The organism is Nocardioides jejuensis (genome assembly GCF_004337475.1).
Taxonomy (GTDB): Bacteria; Actinomycetota; Actinomycetes; order Propionibacteriales; family Nocardioidaceae; genus Nocardioides; species Nocardioides jejuensis.
In genome coordinates, this window is record NZ_SJZJ01000010.1 from 42,248 (window position 1) to 61,237 (window position 18,990).

Below are 18,990 nucleotides of genomic sequence, written 5' to 3' on the forward strand. Positions count from 1 at the left end.
GCTCAGCGTGCGGCGAGGACCTTCGCCACCACGCCCGCGATGGCGTCGTCGACCGCGGCGGCGTCCTCGAACGTGACCATGTGGCCGGCCCGCTCGACCAGCACGAGACGGGCGCCGGGGATGGACCGTGCCAGGCGGCGGCTGACGGCCACCGGGATGACCAGGTCGCTGCGGCCGGACAGCACGACCGTCTCGGTCCGGCCCAGCTCCGCAACGCCGGCGCGGGCGTCGTACGCGAACATGGCGGCGAGGTAGTCGGCGAGGACGTCGAGCGGGTTGGCCTCGACCATCTCCGCGAACGCGCGACGGTGGACCGCCAGCGCCCGGCGGTCATGCATCACCCACGCGGCGAGGTCGAAGGGCAGCCTCCCGGCCAGGCGTACGACGGGGCGCACGCGCTGCAGGGAGCGGAGCAGGCAGGGGCCGGCGAGCCGGGCGACGCGCTCGAGTCCGTGCAGGTCGATCTCGCGCCCCGACCGCGCACTCGCGATCAGGACCGTGCCGCGCACCCGGCCGCCGATCAGGTCAGGACGCAGTCCGGCGAGCGCCTGGACGACCATGCCGCCCATGCTGTGCCCGACGAGTACGACGGCACCCGGAGCCGCCTCGACGAGCTCCGCGAGGTCCAGGGCGAGCTGGTCCAGCGACGCCGTGCCGCGAGGGCCGCGCGGGCCGCGCGGGCCGCGCGCGCTGCGCCCGAACCCGCGCTGGTCGAAGTAGATGCGCCGGACGTTGCCGCCCGCTGCGTCGAGGGTGGCGCGCTGGTGGCGGAAGCTGGTCAGGTTCAGCGTGTAGCCGTGGACGAAGATCACCGAGACGGCCGCGTCGACGGGCCCGTCCGCCTCCACGTCCAGCCGGGTGCCGTCGGCCGTCCGGAACTCGAAGTGGTCGGTGCCCACGACGGGGACCAGCCGCAGCGGGCGCGAGGTCACGACCGGATGCCCTCCGCGGCCGCCTTGATCACCGCAGGGATGGCGGTGGGGCGTCGCGTCTCGGGGTCGGCGTACACGACGGAGAAGCGGGAAACCGCGGCGGGCGAATCGCTGCCGGAGACGAAGAAGCCGACCTGGTAGCGGATGCTCGAGCTGCCGGTGTGCAGGCAGCGCAGGCCGAGCCGCAGCTGGTGGGTCGGCAGGATCTCCTGCAGGTAGAGGCACCCGGTCTCGACGACGAGCCCGACGGCGGGCAGGTGGTGCGGCGGCATCCCGGCAGCGTCGGCCACGAAGTCGTTGATGAGGGTGTCCATCATCAGGTACTGCACGGCGTTGTTGAGGTGGCCGTAGCGGTCGATGTCGGCCCACCGGATCGGGTAGTCCCGCTGGTGCGGGAAGAGGTCGATCCGGAGGTCGCGCGGGGCGATCTCCTGGGTCTCCTGGGTCACGAGTCCTCCATCACGATGAGCTGGCGCAGGGCGGCACCGGCATCGAGCCGGTCCAGCGCCGTGTTGAGATCGGCCAGCGTGATCCGGTCGGAGACGAGCTCCTCGACCGGGAGCTGGCCGGCACGCCAGAGTTCCACGAACCGGGGGATGTCGCGGCGCGGCACCGCGTTGCCGAGATAGCTGCCGACGATCGTCCGGCCCTCGGCGACCAGCGCGAGCGGGGAGACCGCAGCGCGGGCGTCGGGGTGGGGAAGGCCGACCGTGACGGTGCGTCCGCCCGGAGCGGTGAGGGCGATCGCGGTCTCGAACGCGCGGACCGAGCCCGCGGCCTCGATGACCAGGTCGCCCTTGAAGCCGGCCGGGTCCTCGGCAGCCTCCGCGGGGGTGGCTGCCCGTGCGGCGCCGAGCCGCAGCGCGGTGGCGATCTTGTCGGCCTGCATGTCGACGGCGCAGACCTCGACGTCGTCGAGCGCCAGCGCGGTGAGGACGGCGGCCATGCCGACACCGCCGAGCCCGACGACGGTCACGCGGCCACCGGGCCGCACGCCGCCGGTGTTGAGCACCGCTCCGCCCCCGGTCAGGACGGCGCAGCCGAGCAGCGCCGCCACCTCGGCCGGGACGTCAGCAGGCACCGGCACGACGGAACGCCGGTCGACCACCGCGTACGTCGCGAAGGCGCTCGCGCCCAGGTGGTGCAGGACCGGCTCCTCCCCGCGCAGGAGCCGGGTCCCGCCCGAGAGCAGCTCGCCCGTGCCGTTGGTCGCCGAGCCGCGCGTGCAGGGACGGATGCCGTCGGTCGCGCACGCCTCGCACTCGCCGCACCGCGGGAGGAAGGTCAGCACGACCCGCTGACCGACGGGGAAGAGGTCCTGGTCGGCCGAGAGCGCGCCTGTCGCCACGACCACGCCCGCTGCCTCGTGGCCCAGGAGCATCGGCACCGGTCGCGGCCGGTCGCCGTTGACCACCGACAGGTCGGAGTGGCAGAGACCTGCCACCTCGATCCGAACCAGCAGCTCCTCCGGGCCGGGGTCAGCAAGGTCGAGCGAACTGACCTCGAGCGGTGCCGACTCGGCGTACGGGCGGGGGAGGTCGCGCTGTGAGAGGACGGCGCCGGTGATCTTCACGCAGCCGACTATGGCACGGCGTGCTGATGCCCTCGGCGGTCGCTCACGGCTCCTCGAAGCCGGGCTTGCACGCGTTGCCCGGGTTGAGTCCGATGGAGGTCAGGAACGCCTTGCCCTCGGGGGAGACCTGGCCCCAGTTCTGCGTGCGGGTGAAGCCGTCGGCGTCGGGGACGTCCGGGTCGCCGCTGTAGGCATCGTTGCGTCCGGAGAACGCGCAGATCGAGGCGCCGTGGAGGGTGCCGTCCGGCTGCTTGAGGCTCTTGCCATTGCCGGTGATCTCGCCGGCCTGGGCGGCGGTCGCGCCGAGGGTGACGAGGGCGATGGCGGTGACGAAGCCAGCGGCGAGCGGGCGCGTGATGGAGTGCATGGGGAAGTCCCTCCCGGTCAACGGGCGCCGGCCGGGTGTCGGCGTCGGGTGGTCCGACGCTAGGCAGCGGGGGCGTCCCGGCACCATGACGCGCCGGGGTGGTCAAGCCCGAGGGCACCCCGGCGTACGCGCTCTGGGGGCAGACTCGCCCCATGCGCATCGGACTCTGCGAGGACGACCCGGCCATCCGCCGGGTCGTGACCTCTGCCCTGCGGCTCGCCGACCACGACTGCGAGGTCGCCCACGACGGTCGCGAAGCGCTCGCGGTCTTCGCGGCCGAGCCGCACCCCGACGTCGTGATCCTCGACATCGGGCTGCCGGACGCCGACGGCCGCGACATCTGCCAGGCGCTGCGCGCGGCGGGGGTCCATGCGCCGGTGCTCTTCCTGACTGCGCTCGGCCAGGTGCACGAGAAGATCGCCGGCTTCGCGGCGGGTGGCGACGACTACCTGCCGAAGCCCTTCGACGTGAAGGAGCTCGTCGTTCGCGTGGAGGCGCTGGGTCGGCGCGCGACGCGGCCGGCGGCGCCTCCGACCGGCTCCGGGCTGCGCCTCGACCCGGCCCGGCACGCGCTCGTCTTCGACGGCGCCGAGGTCGGCCTGACGCCGACCGAGTACCGCATGCTCGGCGCCATCGCCGCCCGCCCCGGTGAGGTCGCACGACGGCGCGAGGTGATCGCGGCCGGTTGGCCGGACGGCGCGATCGTCGCCGACAACACCGTCGACGCGTACGCCGCCCGGATCCGGCGCAAGCTGAAGAAGGTCGGGGCGCCGGTGCAGCTCGAGGCGATCCGTGGCGTGGGGTTCACCCTCCGATGAGGACCGTGGGTTTCCGCCGCCGGGTCGTGCTCGCGACCCTCTGCCTGGTCACAGCGATGATGATCGGCCTGATCCTGGTCACGCAGGTCGTCATGGAGCTCACCGAGGCCGACCCCCAGCGGCGTACGTCGTTCGACGTGCTCGCGGTGACCGCCGTGCTGAGCGTCGGCGCCATCGTGCTGGTCGGCCTGGTCACGTGGCGCGTCGCGACGAACGCCGAGCACGAGGTGCACGAGGCCCTGGTCGCCGAGCAGCGGCTCACCGCCGAGCTCGCGCACGAGCTGCGTACGCCGCTGACGGCGCTGCAGGGTTCGGCCGACCTGGCCCTGCTCCGTGGCATCGCCGACGAGGAGCTCGCGGAGGACGTGCAGGAGATCGCAGCGGCCTCGCGGCGCCTCGGGTCGGTGATGGCGACGTTGCTCGACGGCGCCGACCGCGCCCGGCACGGTGCGGACCGTGCGGAGACGATCCTGCAGGCGATCGCGCCGCTGCTCGACAACGCCCTGCAGCACGCATCCTCGACCGTCACGGTGACGGTCGAGGATGACGGGCCGGGCGTCGACGCGGGGGTGGACGTCTTCGCCGCGGGGGAGACGGCACGAGCCGACGGGCACGGGCTGGGACTGCCCATCGCCCGCCGACTCGCGCGGTCAGTCGGTGGCGAGGTCGAGCTCGCGGGGCGCAGCCGCTTCGTGCTCCGGGTGCCCCGCTGAGATCTCGTCCTCCGGGTGGTCCAGCGGGCTGTCCGACCTGGTGATCGCGATGTAGCTGACCAGCAGCGCGAAGAGGACCAGGCCCACCGCAGTGACCGGGCCGGTGCCCCAGCCCAGGCCGCCGTGCTGCGGGCGGACTGCCATGCCGTCGGCGATCGAGGCGCCGAGCGGGCGGGTCAGGGCGTAGGAGATCCAGAAGCAGATGACTGCGTCGGCGCCGCGCTTCCACGCGACGAGCGGGACCAGGATCAGCGCGCCGAAGAGGACGACCGACCACGCGAAGCCCATGTGGAGGTTCGCGGCGGTGGTGTCACCGAGCGCAGTGCCGAGGCCGAAGGTCAGCAGGACCGTGCCCCAGTAGAAGCGCTCGCGGCGCGGCGTGATGATCGAGTGCACGGAGAAGGTGCCCTCGCTCCGGCGCCACCACGCGAGCAGGGCGACCAGCGCGACGGCGTACATGATCGAGTCGAACCAGTACGGCGTACCCAGCGCCACGTGCGGACCGTCGGCGATCATCGTGCCGAACACGGCGACCATCAGGACCGTCATCCAGTAGCGGACGGGGTGGTAGGTGTTCGCGCGGAGCTGCACGGTGATCGCGGCGAAGAAGCCGAGGACGCCGACCAGGCCGGCGATCACCAGGCTCTTGGTGCCCATGTAGTCGGCGGCGGTCTCGCCGATGCCGGTGGTGAGGAGCTTGACCACCCAGAAGAGCGCGAAGACCTCCGGGACCTTGGGGTGCGGGAAACGTCGTGTCGTCATGGCACCGAGGTTCGCGTCCGGCGCCTGAATTCATCCTGACTGTCGTGCGTCACATCCTTGGTCGGTACGACCGCCTAGGCTGCTGCGCGTGACTTCCAGCGATCTGACCGTCATCGTCCTGGCCGCCGGTGGCGGCACCCGGATGAAGTCCAAGACCATGAAGGTCCTGCACCGCATCGGCGGCCGCAGCATGATCGGCCACGTGCTCACCGCCGTGCAGGCGACGTCGCCGACGCGGATCGTTGCGGTCATCGGCACGCAGCGCGAGCAGGTCGGCCCGCACGTCCTCTCGCATGCTCCGGACGCGGTGCTGGCGGTCCAGGAGACTCAGGACGGCACCGGTCACGCCGTCCGCGTGGCGATCGAGTCGCTGGACGCGGTGCCGACCGGCACCGTCGTGGTGGTCACCGGCGACACCCCGCTGCTGCGCGGTGAGTCGCTGCAGGCGTTCGCCGCCTCCCACGCGTCGTCCGGCGCCGCGGTCTCGATCCTGACCGGCACGGTCGCGAAGCCGTTCGGCTATGGCCGGATCGTCCGCAACGCCTCCGGCGGAGTGGACGCGATCGTCGAGGAGAAGGACTGCACCGAGGCGCAGCGCGAGATCGCGGAGATCAACAGCGGGATCCTGGCGTTCGACGCGGCCTTCCTGGTCGGAGCGCTCGGCCGGCTGACCAACGACAACGCCAACGGCGAGTACTACCTGACGGACACGGTCAAGATCGCTCGTGGAGACGGCCTCGAGGTCGCGGCGCACCAGGTCGACGACGTCCGCGAGACCGAGGGCGCCAACGACCGCGCCCAGCTCGCCGAGCTCGGCCGGATCCTCAACCAGCGCATCGTCACGGGCTGGATGAAGGAGGGCGTCACGGTGATGGACCCCGCCACGACCTGGATCGAGGCGGACGTGGTCCTCGAGCGCGACGTGACGATCCTCCCCGGCACGCAGCTCCTCGGCGCGACCCTGGTCCGCGAGGACGCCGTGATCGGTCCGGACACCACGCTCGAGGACTGCGAGATCGGCGCCGGCGCCCGCGTCGTACGCACGCACGGGCAGCTCGCCGTCATCGGCATGGAGGCGAACGTCGGCCCGTTCTCCTACCTGCGCCCGGGCACCGTGCTCGGGGCGGCCGGCAAGATCGGCGCCTTCGTCGAGACCAAGAACGCCCAGATCGGCAACCGCTCCAAGGTCCCGCACCTCTCCTACGTCGGTGACGCGGAGATCGGCGAGGACACCAACATCGGAGCCGGCACGATCTTCGCCAACTACGACGGCGTCAACAAGCACCGCACGGTCGTGGGGAGCCGGGCCAGGACCGGGTCGAACAACACGTTCGTGGCCCCGGTGACCATCGGCGACGACGCGATGACCGGTGGCGGCACGACCGTCCGCAAGGACGTTCCGTCCGGTGCGCTCGCCGTCTCGGCAGGGCCCCAGCGCAACCTGGAGAACTGGAAGGCCCGCAAGCAGTCCTGACCGCGAGACCCGGGTTTTGGCGCGCCGAGACCCGGGTTTTGACGTCTCGAGACCCGGGTTTCGGGTGAGGTGTCTCACCTGAGGCTCTCCCGGGTTAACACCGGGTGGCCGGGAAGGGCAGAATCGTCCCGGCGACGACGGAAGCAACGAGGGAGCGACGCGTGACGTCCTACACCAAGACCACCGAGAAGAACCTGATGGTCTTCAGCGGCCGAGCACACCCCGAGCTCGGGGAGGCGGTTGCGGCGCAGCTCGATGTCTCGCTGGTCCCGACCTCGGCGTACGACTTCGCCAACGGCGAGACCTACGTCCGCTTCGAGGAGTCGGTCCGCGGCTGCGACGCGTTCGTCATCCAGAGCCACACGGTGCCGATCAACTCCTGGATCATGGAGCACCTGATCATGGTCGACGCGCTCAAGCGCGCCTCCGCCAAGCGGATCACCGTGGTCATGCCGTTCTGGGGCTACTCGCGCCAGGACAAGAAGCACCGTGGTCGTGAGCCGATCTCGGCCCGCCTGGTCGCCGACCTCTTCAAGACCGCCGGCGCCGACCGCATCATCACCGTCGACCTCCACGCCGACCAGCTCCAGGGCTACTTCGACGGCCCCGTCGACCACCTCCACGCGCTGCCGCTGCTGGCCGACTACATCAAGGAGAAGTACGGCGACGCCGACCTCGCCGTGGTCTCCCCGGACGCCGGCCGGATCAAGGTCGCCGAGAAGTGGGCCGCGCGCCTGGGCGGCGTACCGCTGGCGTTCATCCACAAGACCCGCCGCACGGACGTCGCCAACGAGGTCGTCGCGAACCGCGTCGTCGGTGACGTCAAGGGCAAGATCTGCGTCCTGACCGACGACATGATCGACACCGGCGGCACGATCGTGAAGGCGTCCGAGGCGCTGATGGCCGACGGCGCCGCCGGCGTGATCATCGTCGGCACGCACGCGATCCTCTCCGACCCCGCCGTCGACCGCCTGAAGAACTCCTCGGCCATCGAGGTCGTCGTCACCGACACGCTCCCGATCCCGGAGGAGAAGCGGTTCGACAAGCTCACCGTGCTGTCGATCGCGCCGCTCCTGGGCCGTGCGATCCGCGCGGTCTTCGAGGACGGCTCGGTCACCTCGATGTTCGACGGCCACGCCTGACCCGCTGATTTGTTGCCGGACCTGGGCGGACCGTACGATTCGGTTATTGCCTAGGCGAGGGAGCAGCTGCTCCGTGATCGACGGGGCCGACTGACTCTGTCGAGAGCGTCGCGCTGTCGTGCGCGGCGCTCTTCTTCGTTTCGGGCACATCCAGCCCGGGCCACAACGGCCCCCGAGAACGAGGAGCCACCATGGCCGTCGAGATCAGCAACAACATCACCGCCGAGATCCGCAACGAGTTCGGCAAGGGCGCTGCCCGCCGCGCCCGTCGTGCTGGCCTCATCCCCGCCGTCGTCTACGGCGTCGGCGAGCCGGTCCACATCAACCTCCCGGGCCACGCCACCACGATGCTCCTCCGCAAGAAGGGCACCCAGGCCGTCGCGATCCTCGACATCGACGGCAAGGAGGTCTACGCGCAGACCAAGGCCGTCCAGGTTGACCCGATCCGCCGCGTCATCGAGCACATCGACTTCATCGTCGTCGACGCCGCCGCCGGCAAGGAGGCCATCGCGGTCGCCGAGGCCGCGGTCGTCGCCGCCGAGGAGGCCGCCCTGGCCGACGCCGCCGGCGAGGTTGTCGCCGAGGCCGAGGCTGTCGTCGCCGAGGCCGAGAACGCCGACGCCTGATTCAGCCTGAGGGGCTCTTTGCCCCAGGTGTTTGGTGCGCGAGTGGCGCAACCATTGCGCCGCTCACGCACCACAGCACGCGCCCCACGTCGTACGACGTGGGGCGCGTCGCATTTCCGGGGTGGCATTCGGGACGTTGGGGGAGGTGCTGGACGAACGTGTCCCCGGACTCTGGCCGCGGTCACCACACGGGTGGCATGGTGGGCAGCCACGACATCCAACCGTGAGGAAGAAAGAAATGTCCGAGGCAAACATCACCGCGGAGCTCCGTAACGAGTTCGGCAAGGGCGCATCCCGTCGGATCCGCCGCGATGGCAAGATCCCGGCGGTCATCTACGGCCACGGCGAGGACCCGATCCACGTGACCCTCCCGGGCCACCAGACCACGATGGCGCTGCGCCACATGGGCACCAATGCGGTGCTCGAGCTCGCCATCGACGGCAAGAGCCAGCTCGCGCTGACCAAGGCGATCCAGGTCGACCCGCTCAAGCGGCTCATCGAGCACATCGACTTCGTCGCCGTCCGCAAGGGCGAGAAGGTCCACGTCGACGTCCCGGTCCACACCACCGGCGATGCCGCCAAGGAGACCCTCGTCGTCCTCGAGAACGCGACCGTGCAGGTCGAGGCCGAGGCCACGCACATCCCCGAGGGCATCGAGGTCGACATCGAGGGTGCCGAGGCTGGCACCCAGATCCTCGCCGGCGCGCTCACCCTGCCGAAGGGTGTCTCGCTGCTCTCCGACCCCGAGTTGCTCGTCGTTCACGTGACGGCGGCGCAGACGGCTGCCCAGGCCGAGGCCGAGCTGGCCGAGGCGGAGGCCGAGGCGGGCATCGAGCACGACGCCCCGCAGGCGGAGGCCGAGGAGGCCGCTGCCGAGGAGTGACGCATGGTCGCCCGACATGCATCGTCATGCGCCTCGCACCCCTGGTGGTGCGGGGCGCATGTCGTTCCCGGGATACTGGCGCCATGAGTGACGACGTGTGGCTGGTGGTCGGCCTGGGCAACCCGGGCGAGAAGTACGCCGGGCACCGGCACAACATCGGCTACATGGTCACCGACGAGCTGGCCTCGCGCATGGCCGGCGGCTTCAAGCGCCACAAGTCCGGTCGCGCCGACGTCGTCGAGGGTCGTTTCCGGCCGGGTGGTGCACGCATCGTGCTGGCCCGGCCGCACACGTACATGAACGAGTCGGGCGGCCCGGTCAAGGCGCTCTGCAGCTTCTACAAGATCGAGCCCGACCACGTCATCGCGATCCACGACGAGCTCGACATCGACTTCGGCACGCTCCGGCTCAAGCTCGGAGGTGGCGACAACGGGCACAACGGGCTCCGCTCGATGCGCTCCAGCCTCGGCACGGGCGACTTCTACCGGGTCCGCGCCGGCATCGGCCGTCCCCCGGGTCGTCAGGACGTGGCGGACTTCGTGCTCTCCAACTACTCGGGCACGGAGCGCAAGGAGCTCCCGTTCCAGATCGACAACGCGGCTGACGCGGTCGAGGGCATCGTCGCCGACGGCCTCGAGAGGTCGCAGCAGCGCTTCAACTCCTGACGCCTCGTGCCTTGAGTGCGCGGGTCTCCGCGCAATACATCAACCAGCGCACTCAAGCCGCTCAGGACGCGTGCCGGAAGTCGAGCACGATCCGCTGCGGGTCGTGGAGGGCGAAGATCCGGTACGGGTTGCGGCCGTCGAGGCCGAACGCGAACGACACGTAGCCCTCGAAGTCACCGGTGAAGGCCACCGCCTTGAGCGCCGGCAGGTGCGGCCGGGCCAGTTGCGGTCCGGTGTAGCAGGACGAGCCGTCGGAGCGGTGCGCGTACGCCGGGAAGAGCACCAGGTCGGCGCCGGCCCGGATCGGCACCGTTGCGCCGGATCCGTCGTACGTGTGGGTGTGCGCGTAGCGGACCTTCCAGCCGGGGATCTTGCCGGTGATCGTGATGACCACGCGGTCGAAGTTGCTGTGCTGGGCGTAGCGCAGGCCGGTGACCAGCGGGTGCCGGGCGTCGGGGTTGCTCCAGCTCGAGTTGGTGGTCTGCCAAGACGGCAGGGCAGTCGCCGGGGGAGCGCTGAGGGTGACGGCGAGGAGGCCCGAGGCCAGCGTGACGAGGAGGCGGCGGATCATGGCGGAACTCCTTTACGGGGAAGTGGTCTGCCTGTTCGACGCCTGTCGGGTGCGGCAGGTTGACCGGGCTAGGGTTGCCCGCATGTCTGACTTCACGGCACCGCTCCCGGCCGACGCTGCTACCGACGACCACGTCCTCGCCACCTGGCTCGCCACGGTCGCGGGCGAGCGTCTGCTCGAGGTCCGCTCGACCTCGGGGCTGGAGGGCAAGGAGCTCAAGGACGCCGGAGACCAGGCCGCCCACGAGCTGCTCATGGAGCTCGTCGCGGAGCACCGTCCCGACGACGCCGTCCTCTCCGAGGAGGCGCTGGAGACCGCCGAGGACAAGACCGCCCGCCTGCGTGCCAGCCGCGTCTGGATCATCGACCCCCTCGACGGCACCCGTGAGTTCTCCGAGGTCCCGCGCGAGGACTGGGCCGTGCACGTCGCGCTCTGGCAGGACGGCGACCTCGTCGCCGGTGCCGTCGCGCAGCCTGCTCTGGGGGAGACCTTCAACACCGGGACGCCGCTCGTCGTCCCGCCGTCGACGTCGGAGCGGATCCGGATCGCGGTCAGCCGCAGCCGTCCGCCGGCGTTCGTCGAGGCGCTGGCGAAGGAGCTCGATGCCGAGCTGGTCCCGATGGGTTCGGCGGGCGTCAAGGTGCTGAGCGTCGCCCGTGACATCTCGGATGCCTACGTCCACGCCGGTGGCCAGTACGAGTGGGACTCCGCGGCGCCGGTCGCCGTCGCCCGTGCGGCCGGACTCTTCACCTCCCGCGTCGACGGCTCGGAGCTGAAGTACAACCAGGAGGACGTCTACCTCCCGGACCTGATCGTGTGCCGCCCCGAGCTCGCCGAGCGCATCGTCGCCTTCGTGAAGGCGCACGGCACCGACTGACAGCGCGCGGCCCAGCCCGCCCACCGCTTCACAGCAGATCCCCTTGGAAACAAGGGGATCTGCTGCATTTCGGCCTGCGCGCACCAGTTGTATCTGCGGACCTGAGATCGAAGCCACGTGCGACTTCGCCGTGTGGGACGCCGCTGTTTTCCGGCTGTCCACCTTGTGCGGAGTGTCCGTTACGAAACGGTTGTCACGGTGCCTCTCGTTATTGGCTGCGCTCGGACACGCACGCCCGAATCGTCAGGAAGAGCTGCGTGACCATCCTTCGTACCGAGGTGCTGCCCTCGTCGCGTCCCGACGTGGACCAGCGACCGCGCAAGATCTCGAGGAAGCCGTCCGGCGTCGACGCCGTCTTCGCGCACTCCTCCCGTGCCGTCGGCGCCACCGTCCTCGTCATCACGGGCGGCGTCGGCCTCTTCCTGGCGCTCCAGGCGATCCCGACCCTCCGCGACTACGGCACGAGCTTCTTCACCGAGGAGCAGTGGTCGCCGGACACCAACCAGATCGGCATCGCGGGCGTCCTCGTCGGCACGGTCTCGGTCGCCCTGGTCGCGATGTTCTTCGCCTTCCCGCTCGCCCTGGCGAGTGCGCTCTACATCTCCGAGTACGCGCCGGCGAAGCTGAAGCCGACGCTGGTCTCGATGATCGACCTGATGGCCGCCGTGCCCTCGATCGTCTACGGCCTGTGGGGCTTCTTCCTGGTCATGCCGCACGCGGGTCAGGTCGCGGTCGGCATCCAGAAGCTGCTCGGCTGGATCCCGATCTTCCGGGTCACCACGATCGACGCCTCGGGCGCGGTCGTGACGGCCGACCCGCACGCCGCAGTGGTCGACGCGACCCGCTACGTCTCGAGCGCCTTCTGCGCCGGCATCGCGGTCTCGATGATGGTCATGCCGATGGCCTGCGCGGTCATGCGCCAGGTCTTCTCGCAGACGCCCCCGGGGGAGAAGGAGGCCGCGCTCGCGCTCGGCTCCACCCACTGGGGCATGATCCGCGCGGTCGTCCTGCCGTTCGGCCGCGGCGGCATCATCGGTGGCACGATGCTCGGCCTGGGCCGCGCGCTCGGCGAGACCATCGCCGTCGTCCTCATCGTCTCTCCGGCGTTCGACATCAAGCCCCGCATCCTCGAGATCGGTACGGCGACGGTGTCGTCGCTCATTGCCGCCCGCTTCGGCGAGGCGACGGCCGCCCAGCTCTCGGCGCTGCTCGCCGCCGGCCTGGTGCTCTTCCTGCTCACGTTCGTCGTCAACACGCTGGCCGCCCTGATCGTGGCGCGCAGCCGCTCCGGAGCGGGGGCTGACGCCTGATGACCGCCGTCGCTGAGGCTGCCGAGCTCGTCTCCGGCACCACGCACCGTCCCGTGCGCGACCCGCACGCGCCCGCGCCGCGTCCGCTCGCCACGCTCGGCAAGCCGACCGCCGAGGACTCCTTCCGTAACTGGGGCTCGCTCGCGGGCGCGGCCGCGCTCGCCTGGCTGCTCTGCGAGCGCCTGCTCCCGCTGCCGGGCGTCGCCTGGTTCCTCGTTGTCTGGTTCCTCTTCAGCGTCGTCCTCGGCGCGCTCGTCGCCCTCATGCGCGGCGGGGTGCCGGACATGGTCGACATGGTCGCCCGTCGGGTCATCCTGTGGGCGTTCCTGCTGATCGTCGGAGCGCTCGCCAGCGTCATCGGCTTCGTCTTCCTGCGCGGCTGGCACCCGTTGGTCCACCTGAACTTCTGGACCGACGACATGGCCGGAGTCGGCCCGAAGGACGGCATGGACAAGGGTGGCGTCCTGCACGCCATCGTCGGCTCGCTCATCGAGCTCGGCATCGGCCTCGCGATCACCGTGCCGCTCGGCATCGGCACCGCGGTGTTCATGAACGAGATCGGTGGCCGCTTCGCCGCCGTCGTCCGCACGGTGGTCGAGGCGATGACCGCCCTGCCGTCGATCGTGGCCGGCCTCTTCATCTACACGGTCTGGCTGCTCGCCCTGGGGCAGCAGCGTTCCGGCTTCGCGGCCTCGCTGGCGATCGCGGTCATGATGCTGCCGATCATCGCCCGTGCCTCCGACGTCGTGCTCCGCGTCGTCCCGGGCAACCTGCGCGAGGCCTCCCTCGCCCTCGGCTCGAGCCGCTGGAAGACCGTCTGGCACGTCGTCCTGCCGACGGCCCGCCCGGGTCTCGCGACCGCCGTCATCCTCGGCCTCGCACGGGGCGTCGGCGAGACCAGCCCGGTCCTGCTCACCTCCGGCGCGGCCAACGCACTCACGCTCGACCCGCTGAAGCTGATGAGCTCGCTGCCGCTCTACATCTTCACGCTGGTCCGCTCCGGTGAGCCCGCGTCGATCGACCGCGGCTTCGGTGGCGCCGCCGCCCTGCTGCTCCTCGTCCTCACCCTCTTCATCGCGGCGCGACTGATCGCCCGCCCGCAGAGCGCGAAGCCGCGCCGCCGCCCGATCCGCGGCACCGCGTCGTTCGCCCGCCGCCTCATCGTCCTGAACCGCGCCACGCACACCGTGGGCCCGGTCGACCTGAACCAGGAGACCTCTTCATGACCCGCCGTACGCCGTTGCTGGCCGCCGTCCTCGCGATCCTGACGGTCTTCTCGCTCAACTCCTCCGCGCAGGCCGTCACCTACTCCGCGATCGCCGGCACGGGCTCGTCCTGGTCGTACAACATCGTGCGCCAGTGGATGTCTGACGTGAACTCCAACGGCATCACCGTGGACTACACGCCCAACGGATCGACCCAGGGCCGCAAGGACTTCGCGAACTACACCAACGACTTCGCGATCTCCGAGATCCCGTACCAGGGCGTCGATGAGTCCGGCCAGGTCGACAAGTCCGACCGCCCGTACGCGTACCTCCCGATCGTCGCCGGCGGCACGGCGTTCACGTACCAGCTGAAGATCGGCAACACGATGGTGCGCAACCTGCGCCTGTCGGGGGAGACGCTGACCAAGATCTTCACGAACCAGATCACCAACTGGAACGACCCGCAGATCAAGAAGGAGAACGGCGGCCGCACGTTCCCCGACCTCGCGATCACCCCCGTGGTCCGCGCCGACGGCTCGGGTACGACGGCCCAGTTCACCGCCTGGATGGCCGACCAGTACCAGTCGCTCTGGAAGTCCTACTCGGGCCGCACCGGGCTGACGTCGTTCTACCCGAAGAAGGGCCGCATGCTCGGCGCCGCGGGCTCCGACCAGGTGATGAACCAGATCGCCGCCTCCACCGGCAACGGCACCATCGGCTACATCGAGTACTCGTACCCGCTCAACAAGACCGCGGCCGACGGCAAGCCGTTCCCGGTCGTCAAGGTCCTCAACAAGGGCGGCTACTACGTCGAGCCGACCGAGTACAACGTCGCCGTCGCGCTGACGAAGGCCCGGATCCGGACCGACCTCCCGCAGAACGACCCGCTCTACCTGACCCAGGACCTGCGCGGCGTCTACACGTTCAACGACCCGCGGGCGTACCCGATCTCGTCGTACTCGTACATGATCATCCCGATCTCCGGCACCGACCGGACGATGACGACGGCGAAGCGCCAGGCGCTCTCCGACTTCCTCTTCTACGGTCTCTGCTCCGGCCAGTCGAAGGCGGGCCCGTACGGCTACTCGCCGCTGCCGCTCAACCTTGTCCAGGCCGGCTTCGACCAGGTCAAGCGCCTGGGGAAGGCCGACCCGAAGGTCGACCTGACCAACAAGGACGTGAAGTCCTGCGGCAACCCGACGTTCGACGGCAAGAACCCGAACAAGAACGTCCTGGCCGAGAAGGCCCCGATGCCGGCGGCCTGTGACAAGGCGAGCGCCGCGCCCTGCGGCACCGACACCGGCACGAACACGCCGTCGACGGACGACAAGAACGCGCCGACCACGCCCGGCACGACCACCGCTCCGGGAGCCGGCCCCGCGCCGGTCGCCGGAGCAGTCGATCCCGAGACCGGAGCGGTCATCGCCGCCAGCACTGCCACGGCAGGACAGCCGGTGTCGGCCGTCGCGACCCCGCTCAGCTCGGACCGGCCGGGCCAACTGCTGCCCTTCGCCGTCGTCGACGCCGGGCTGCTGGTCGCCCTGGTCACCGCCCCCGGCATGTACGCCGCGTTCCTCCGCCGCCGGAAGGGTGTCCTCTGATGCGGACCCTGATCCGGATCCTGCTCGCCTGCGTCGCGCTCGCGGCGACGGCGCTGCTCGGCATGGCACCGGCTGCTGATGCCTCGGGCACGGACGCCTTCACCGCGACGAAGACGGTTACCCGCACCGTCGACGGCGCGACGACGTCCAAGGACGTCACGGTCAGCGTCGACCACACGCTCAACCTGCGCGGTCGCGAGCGCCTGCAGATCTCGTGGAGCGGCGCGGTCGGCACGAGCGCCCAGGCCACGAACCCCTACGGCGCGACGGGTCTGACCCAGGAGTACCCGATGGTGATCATGGAGTGCCGCGGCACCCCGGACACCGTCAAGCCGGAGACCTGCTACACCTCGAGCATCGCCCAGCGCTCCGCGGGCACCTTCGACGGCGACTCCGCGATCTGGCGTCGCGACCCCGCGTGGGCCGGTGCCACGGCGCCCACGGACCCCTGCAAGACGCCGAACAACTACACCGTCCCGTTCATCGCGGCCAACGGCAAGAAGTTCGACTACTGCACCGACCAGGACGTCGCGCCCGAGTCGCTGCTGCCCGCCGAGCTGCTCGGCTACACCTCCAAGGAGGGCACGGGCGCCGCGAGCTTCGAGGTCCGCACGGACGTCGAGAACGAGTCGCTCGGCTGCAGCCACACCACCGCGTGCTCGCTCGTCGTCGTCCCGATCATGGGCACGAGCTGCGACGCCCGGAAGGGTGACGACCTGCAGTTCGCCTACTGCTCGGCCAATCGCACGTACGCCGCAGGCACGGGCTACGGCGAGTTCGAGGGCACCCCGGCGGTCAAGGGCAACTACTGGTGGACCGCGTCGCAGTGGAAGAACCGAATCACGGTCCCGCTGACGTTCGCCCTCCCGGCCAACACCTGCGACCTCCTCGACAAGCGTCCGCCGGTCGGCTTCTACGGCTCCGAGCTGCTCGCGCAGGCCTCGCTGCAGTGGTCCCCGGCGTACTGCCTGGACCAGAAGCGCTTCAAGTACCAGCACAACCAGATGGGCGACGCCTCCGGCTTCGACCTGATGCTCCACGACCAGGCGGCGGGCGCGCTCGTCTCCTCGCAGCACGACGCCGGCGCTGACCAGGTGGCGTACGCGCCGACCGCGGTCACCGGCTTCGGCATCGGCTACGTCATCGACCGTCCGGCGTACGACGAGAACGGCAACCCGCAGGTCGGCGGCGAGGTCCACTCGCTGAAGCTCGACGCGCGGCTGCTGGCCAAGCTGCTGACGCAGTCCTACACGGGCAACGCCGTGGGCGCGCAGCACCCGGGCATCGAGAGCAACCCGGTCTCGATCAACGAGGACCCGGAGTTCCAGAAGCTCAACCCGGACGCGCCGCGCGTCGGCCGTATCGAGGGCGCCACCCTCCTGAGCCTCTCCGAGGCGTCGGACACGGTGGAGCAGCTGACGGACTACATCGCGCACGACAAGGACGCGATGGCGTTCATCAACGGTGCCAAGGACCCCTCCGGCATGGTCGTGAACCCGAGTTACAAGGGCTACAAGCTCCCGACCCAGACGTGGGAGCTCAAGGACTCCTTCGTCGGCAACACGGACTGCTGGAAGGCGAACCCGTCGCCGTTCTTCTCGCTGATGGCCGCCCCGGTCAGCCGGATGTACACGATCACGCAGGCCCTCATCGACGCGCAGCCGAACATCCAGACGCGGTGCGAGGAGCAGGTCAACGCCGCGACCAAGTGGAAGCTCGGCAAGATCGACCGCCAGGGCTACGGCAACCGCTTCATGCTCGGTCTGGTCAGCCTCGGTGACGCCGAGCGCTACGGCATCGACGTCGCGAAGCTCGAGACGACCGACGGCACGTTCGTCGCGCCGACGCACGACTCCGAGTCCGCGGCGGTCGCGCTCATGAAGCAGAAGGGGGCCCGCCAGCCGTTCACGCTCGACCAGGCCGCGGTGAAGAAGTCCGCCACGGCGTACCCGGGCACGATGGTCGTCTACACGGCCGCGAAGACCTGCGACGTGAAGGCCGACGTCGCCGACCACGTGGCGAGCTTCGTGCGGATCGCGACGACCGAGGGCCAGGTGCCCGGCTCCGGCAACGGCCGGCTGCCCGACGGCTTCCTGCCGATCGTGAAGACCGGTGCGACCGCGCCGCTGTTCAAGGCCGCGCAGCAGACCGCTGACGCCGTCGCGGCGCAGAAGTGCGCGGTCCCGGCCGTCACCCCGGCCACCGGCGGTACGACGACGCCGGCGGCCATGGCTCCTGCCGCCGTCACTCCTCCGGCTGCATCCGGGCCCGACAAGGCGGCGGCCACCACGCCCACCGCGACCACCCCGGTCTCGATGGGCACGACCAAGGCGCCCACCGCGGCGGTCGGCTTCGTCCTCCTCCCGGTGCTCTTCGCGCTCGCCCTCGCCGGTGCGCTCGCCTCCGTCGTCGCCCGCGTCCTCGTCGCGAGTCGCTCATGAGCACCGTCGTCAGCGGCCGGCGGATCGCCGAGCCCGGGCCCGTCAAGGGCCGCCGGTTCCGTCTGCCCACCCGCGCGCCCCGCACGCCCCGCCCCGCACGTCAGCCGCGCCCGAAGGTCCCGCTCACGCGGGAGCAGGAGCGCCTGGTGCTGATGTCGTCGGTGCTGACGATGGTCGCGATCGTCTGCCTGTGGTCGCTCGCGCAGATGCTCCTGCTCGGCCGGCTCTCCGAGGACCGGTCGCAGGGCCTGCTGTACCCGGAGTTCCGCCACGAGCTGGCCGCGCAGACCGCGCCGACGGGTCCGACCACCGTCGACGCCGACGGCAAGACCGTCGCCGTTGCCCCTGGTGAGCCGGTGGCCGTCGTCTCCGCTCCGGAGATCGGTCTGTCCCAGGTCGTCGTCGAGGGCACGGCCCCCAGCGACCTCCTCGCCGGACCGGGCCACCGTCGTGACACGGTCCTCCCCGGCCAGGAGGGGACGTCCCTGGTCTACGGCCGCGCGACGACGTACGGCGGCCCGTTCGGCAAGATCGAGGACCTGCGCGCCGGTGACCACATCTACGTCGTCATCGGCCAGGGCCGCGTGGACTTCACCGTCCTCGGTGTCCGGTACGACGGCGACCCGCTGCCGCCCGCGCCCGCCGCGGGCAAGGCGCGACTGGTCCTGACGACCGCGGAGCAGCTGCGCTGGGGCATGAGCCCCGGCCGTGCCGTGTACGTCGACGCGGAGGCGCCCAAGGCGTACCCCGCACCCTCCGGACGGCCTGCCGCCGTCCCTGAGCCCGAGCTGGCCATGCAGACCGACTCCGGAGCGATGCCGCTCCTGGTCCTCTGCCTGGCCGGACTCGTGGCGGTGACGCTCGGGGTCATCGCCGCCCGTCAACGTTGGTCGGCAGCGCTGGTCTGGGTGGTCGCCACCCCGATCGTGATCGCGCTGTCGTGGGGGACCACGGATGTGGTGATGAGGCTGTTGCCCAACCTGATCTGACGTTCGACACCCGTTGTTACACCGCCCTGCAACAACATCCC

Annotated in this window: 19 protein-coding genes; 13 read left to right on the forward strand and 6 right to left on the reverse strand. The window is 70.6% G+C overall.

The genetic code is table 11. From position 1 onward, the window contains the following. Nucleotides 1-2 precede the first annotated feature (2 nt). Genes EPD65_RS07725 through EPD65_RS07740 form a run of 4 tightly spaced genes read right to left on the reverse strand, consistent with a single transcriptional unit; the run spans nucleotide 3 to nucleotide 2,872 of the window. Complete coding sequence (locus tag EPD65_RS07725) at nucleotides 3-932, reverse strand: alpha/beta fold hydrolase (RefSeq protein ID WP_165872929.1); 930 nt, start codon at nucleotides 930-932, stop codon at nucleotides 3-5. After that, entirely contained in the window at nucleotides 929-1,381 is a 453-nt protein-coding gene (locus EPD65_RS07730; protein WP_131582858.1) for an acyl-CoA thioesterase, read from the reverse strand. Before EPD65_RS07730 ends, EPD65_RS07725 begins: the two co-directional genes overlap by 4 nt. Then, nucleotides 1,378-2,505, reverse strand: a complete 1,128-nt coding sequence (locus tag EPD65_RS07735) for an alcohol dehydrogenase catalytic domain-containing protein (protein WP_131582860.1) — start codon at nucleotides 2,503-2,505, stop codon at nucleotides 1,378-1,380. The genes EPD65_RS07730 and EPD65_RS07735 overlap by 4 nt, the downstream gene beginning before the upstream one ends. 43 nt (nucleotides 2,506-2,548) lie before the next feature. Beyond that, entirely contained in the window at nucleotides 2,549-2,872 is a 324-nt protein-coding gene (locus EPD65_RS07740) for a hypothetical protein (RefSeq protein WP_131582861.1), read from the reverse strand. Between the two features lie 152 nt (nucleotides 2,873-3,024). Between EPD65_RS07740 and EPD65_RS07745 the strand changes: the two genes are divergently transcribed. Beyond that, on the forward strand, nucleotides 3,025-3,690 hold the full coding sequence (locus tag EPD65_RS07745; protein ID WP_131582862.1) for a response regulator transcription factor: 666 nt from the start codon (nucleotides 3,025-3,027) through the stop codon (nucleotides 3,688-3,690). A gap of 5 nt (nucleotides 3,691-3,695) precedes the next feature. Beyond that, the gene (locus EPD65_RS07750) at nucleotides 3,696-4,403 is read left to right on the forward strand and encodes a sensor histidine kinase (RefSeq protein ID WP_165872930.1); all 708 of its coding nucleotides are present in this window, start codon (nucleotides 3,696-3,698) and stop codon (nucleotides 4,401-4,403) included. Here the strand turns inward: EPD65_RS07750 and EPD65_RS07755 are convergent. Beyond that, the gene (locus tag EPD65_RS07755) at nucleotides 4,341-5,165 is read right to left on the reverse strand and encodes a COG4705 family protein (protein ID WP_131582865.1); all 825 of its coding nucleotides are present in this window, start codon (nucleotides 5,163-5,165) and stop codon (nucleotides 4,341-4,343) included. The genes EPD65_RS07750 and EPD65_RS07755 overlap by 63 nt on opposite strands. Nucleotides 5,166-5,253: 88 nt before the next feature. Here EPD65_RS07755 and glmU point away from each other — a divergent pair, with 88 nt between their 5' ends. From glmU to pth, 5 genes are all read left to right on the forward strand, one after another. Further along, nucleotides 5,254-6,639 (forward strand): bifunctional UDP-N-acetylglucosamine diphosphorylase/glucosamine-1-phosphate N-acetyltransferase GlmU, encoded by a 1,386-nt coding sequence (glmU, locus tag EPD65_RS07760; protein ID WP_131582867.1) that lies wholly within the window; start codon nucleotides 5,254-5,256, stop codon nucleotides 6,637-6,639. 161 nt (nucleotides 6,640-6,800) lie between these two features. Beyond that, on the forward strand, nucleotides 6,801-7,781 hold the full coding sequence (locus EPD65_RS07765; RefSeq protein WP_131582868.1) for a ribose-phosphate diphosphokinase: 981 nt from the start codon (nucleotides 6,801-6,803) through the stop codon (nucleotides 7,779-7,781). 191 nt (nucleotides 7,782-7,972) lie between these two features. Beyond that, nucleotides 7,973-8,407 (forward strand): 50S ribosomal protein L25, encoded by a 435-nt coding sequence (locus tag EPD65_RS07770; RefSeq protein ID WP_131582869.1) that lies wholly within the window; start codon nucleotides 7,973-7,975, stop codon nucleotides 8,405-8,407. A gap of 238 nt (nucleotides 8,408-8,645) precedes the next feature. Further along, the gene (locus tag EPD65_RS07775; protein WP_131582871.1) at nucleotides 8,646-9,290 is read left to right on the forward strand and encodes a 50S ribosomal protein L25/general stress protein Ctc; all 645 of its coding nucleotides are present in this window, start codon (nucleotides 8,646-8,648) and stop codon (nucleotides 9,288-9,290) included. An 83-nt stretch (nucleotides 9,291-9,373) separates the two neighbouring features. Further along, complete coding sequence (pth, locus tag EPD65_RS07780) at nucleotides 9,374-9,955, forward strand: aminoacyl-tRNA hydrolase (protein ID WP_131582872.1); 582 nt, start codon at nucleotides 9,374-9,376, stop codon at nucleotides 9,953-9,955. Between the two features lie 61 nt (nucleotides 9,956-10,016). On the opposite strand, the gene EPD65_RS07785 is transcribed toward pth, so the two are convergent. Further along, on the reverse strand, nucleotides 10,017-10,526 hold the full coding sequence (locus EPD65_RS07785; RefSeq protein ID WP_131582874.1) for an AMIN-like domain-containing (lipo)protein: 510 nt from the start codon (nucleotides 10,524-10,526) through the stop codon (nucleotides 10,017-10,019). 82 nt (nucleotides 10,527-10,608) lie between these two features. Here EPD65_RS07785 and EPD65_RS07790 point away from each other — a divergent pair, with 82 nt between their 5' ends. The 6 genes from EPD65_RS07790 (at nucleotide 10,609) to EPD65_RS07815 (ending at nucleotide 18,949) form a co-directional block, all read left to right on the forward strand. Continuing rightward, the gene (locus EPD65_RS07790) at nucleotides 10,609-11,403 is read left to right on the forward strand and encodes a 3'(2'),5'-bisphosphate nucleotidase CysQ (RefSeq protein WP_131582875.1); all 795 of its coding nucleotides are present in this window, start codon (nucleotides 10,609-10,611) and stop codon (nucleotides 11,401-11,403) included. Nucleotides 11,404-11,660: 257 nt separating this feature from the next. Beyond that, nucleotides 11,661-12,713 (forward strand): phosphate ABC transporter permease subunit PstC, encoded by a 1,053-nt coding sequence (pstC, locus tag EPD65_RS07795; protein ID WP_131582877.1) that lies wholly within the window; start codon nucleotides 11,661-11,663, stop codon nucleotides 12,711-12,713. Next, complete coding sequence (gene pstA / locus EPD65_RS07800; protein WP_131582878.1) at nucleotides 12,713-13,939, forward strand: phosphate ABC transporter permease PstA; 1,227 nt, start codon at nucleotides 12,713-12,715, stop codon at nucleotides 13,937-13,939. Before pstC ends, pstA begins: the two co-directional genes overlap by 1 nt. After that, nucleotides 13,936-15,519, forward strand: coding sequence for a phosphate ABC transporter substrate-binding protein PstS (locus tag EPD65_RS07805; protein ID WP_131582880.1), 1,584 nt, complete (start codon nucleotides 13,936-13,938; stop codon nucleotides 15,517-15,519). The genes pstA and EPD65_RS07805 overlap by 4 nt, the downstream gene beginning before the upstream one ends. Further along, on the forward strand, nucleotides 15,519-17,960 hold the full coding sequence (locus EPD65_RS07810) for a hypothetical protein (protein ID WP_131582881.1): 2,442 nt from the start codon (nucleotides 15,519-15,521) through the stop codon (nucleotides 17,958-17,960). Before EPD65_RS07805 ends, EPD65_RS07810 begins: the two co-directional genes overlap by 1 nt. Then, nucleotides 17,957-18,949, forward strand: a complete 993-nt coding sequence (locus EPD65_RS07815) for a class E sortase (RefSeq protein ID WP_131582883.1) — start codon at nucleotides 17,957-17,959, stop codon at nucleotides 18,947-18,949. Before EPD65_RS07810 ends, EPD65_RS07815 begins: the two co-directional genes overlap by 4 nt. Nucleotides 18,950-18,990: the final 41 nt, after the last annotated feature.

Bases quoted from the DNA above. Each gene is read 5' to 3' on its own strand.
- EPD65_RS07740 (WP_131582861.1), bottom strand. From the start codon at position 2,872: ATGCACTCCATCACGCGCCCGCTCGCCGCTGGCTTCGTCACCGCCATC.
- EPD65_RS07745 (WP_131582862.1), top strand. From the start codon at position 3,025: ATGCGCATCGGACTCTGCGAGGACGACCCGGCCATCCGCCGGGTCGTG.
- EPD65_RS07755 (WP_131582865.1), bottom strand. From the start codon at position 5,165: ATGACGACACGACGTTTCCCGCACCCCAAGGTCCCGGAGGTCTTCGCG.
- EPD65_RS07770 (WP_131582869.1), top strand. From the start codon at position 7,973: ATGGCCGTCGAGATCAGCAACAACATCACCGCCGAGATCCGCAACGAG.
- EPD65_RS07775 (WP_131582871.1), top strand. From the start codon at position 8,646: ATGTCCGAGGCAAACATCACCGCGGAGCTCCGTAACGAGTTCGGCAAG.
- pth (WP_131582872.1), top strand. From the start codon at position 9,374: ATGAGTGACGACGTGTGGCTGGTGGTCGGCCTGGGCAACCCGGGCGAG.
- EPD65_RS07785 (WP_131582874.1), bottom strand. From the start codon at position 10,526: ATGATCCGCCGCCTCCTCGTCACGCTGGCCTCGGGCCTCCTCGCCGTC.
- EPD65_RS07790 (WP_131582875.1), top strand. From the start codon at position 10,609: ATGTCTGACTTCACGGCACCGCTCCCGGCCGACGCTGCTACCGACGAC.
- pstA (WP_131582878.1), top strand. From the start codon at position 12,713: ATGACCGCCGTCGCTGAGGCTGCCGAGCTCGTCTCCGGCACCACGCAC.
- EPD65_RS07805 (WP_131582880.1), top strand. From the start codon at position 13,936: ATGACCCGCCGTACGCCGTTGCTGGCCGCCGTCCTCGCGATCCTGACG.
- EPD65_RS07810 (WP_131582881.1), top strand. From the start codon at position 15,519: ATGCGGACCCTGATCCGGATCCTGCTCGCCTGCGTCGCGCTCGCGGCG.
- EPD65_RS07815 (WP_131582883.1), top strand. From the start codon at position 17,957: ATGAGCACCGTCGTCAGCGGCCGGCGGATCGCCGAGCCCGGGCCCGTC.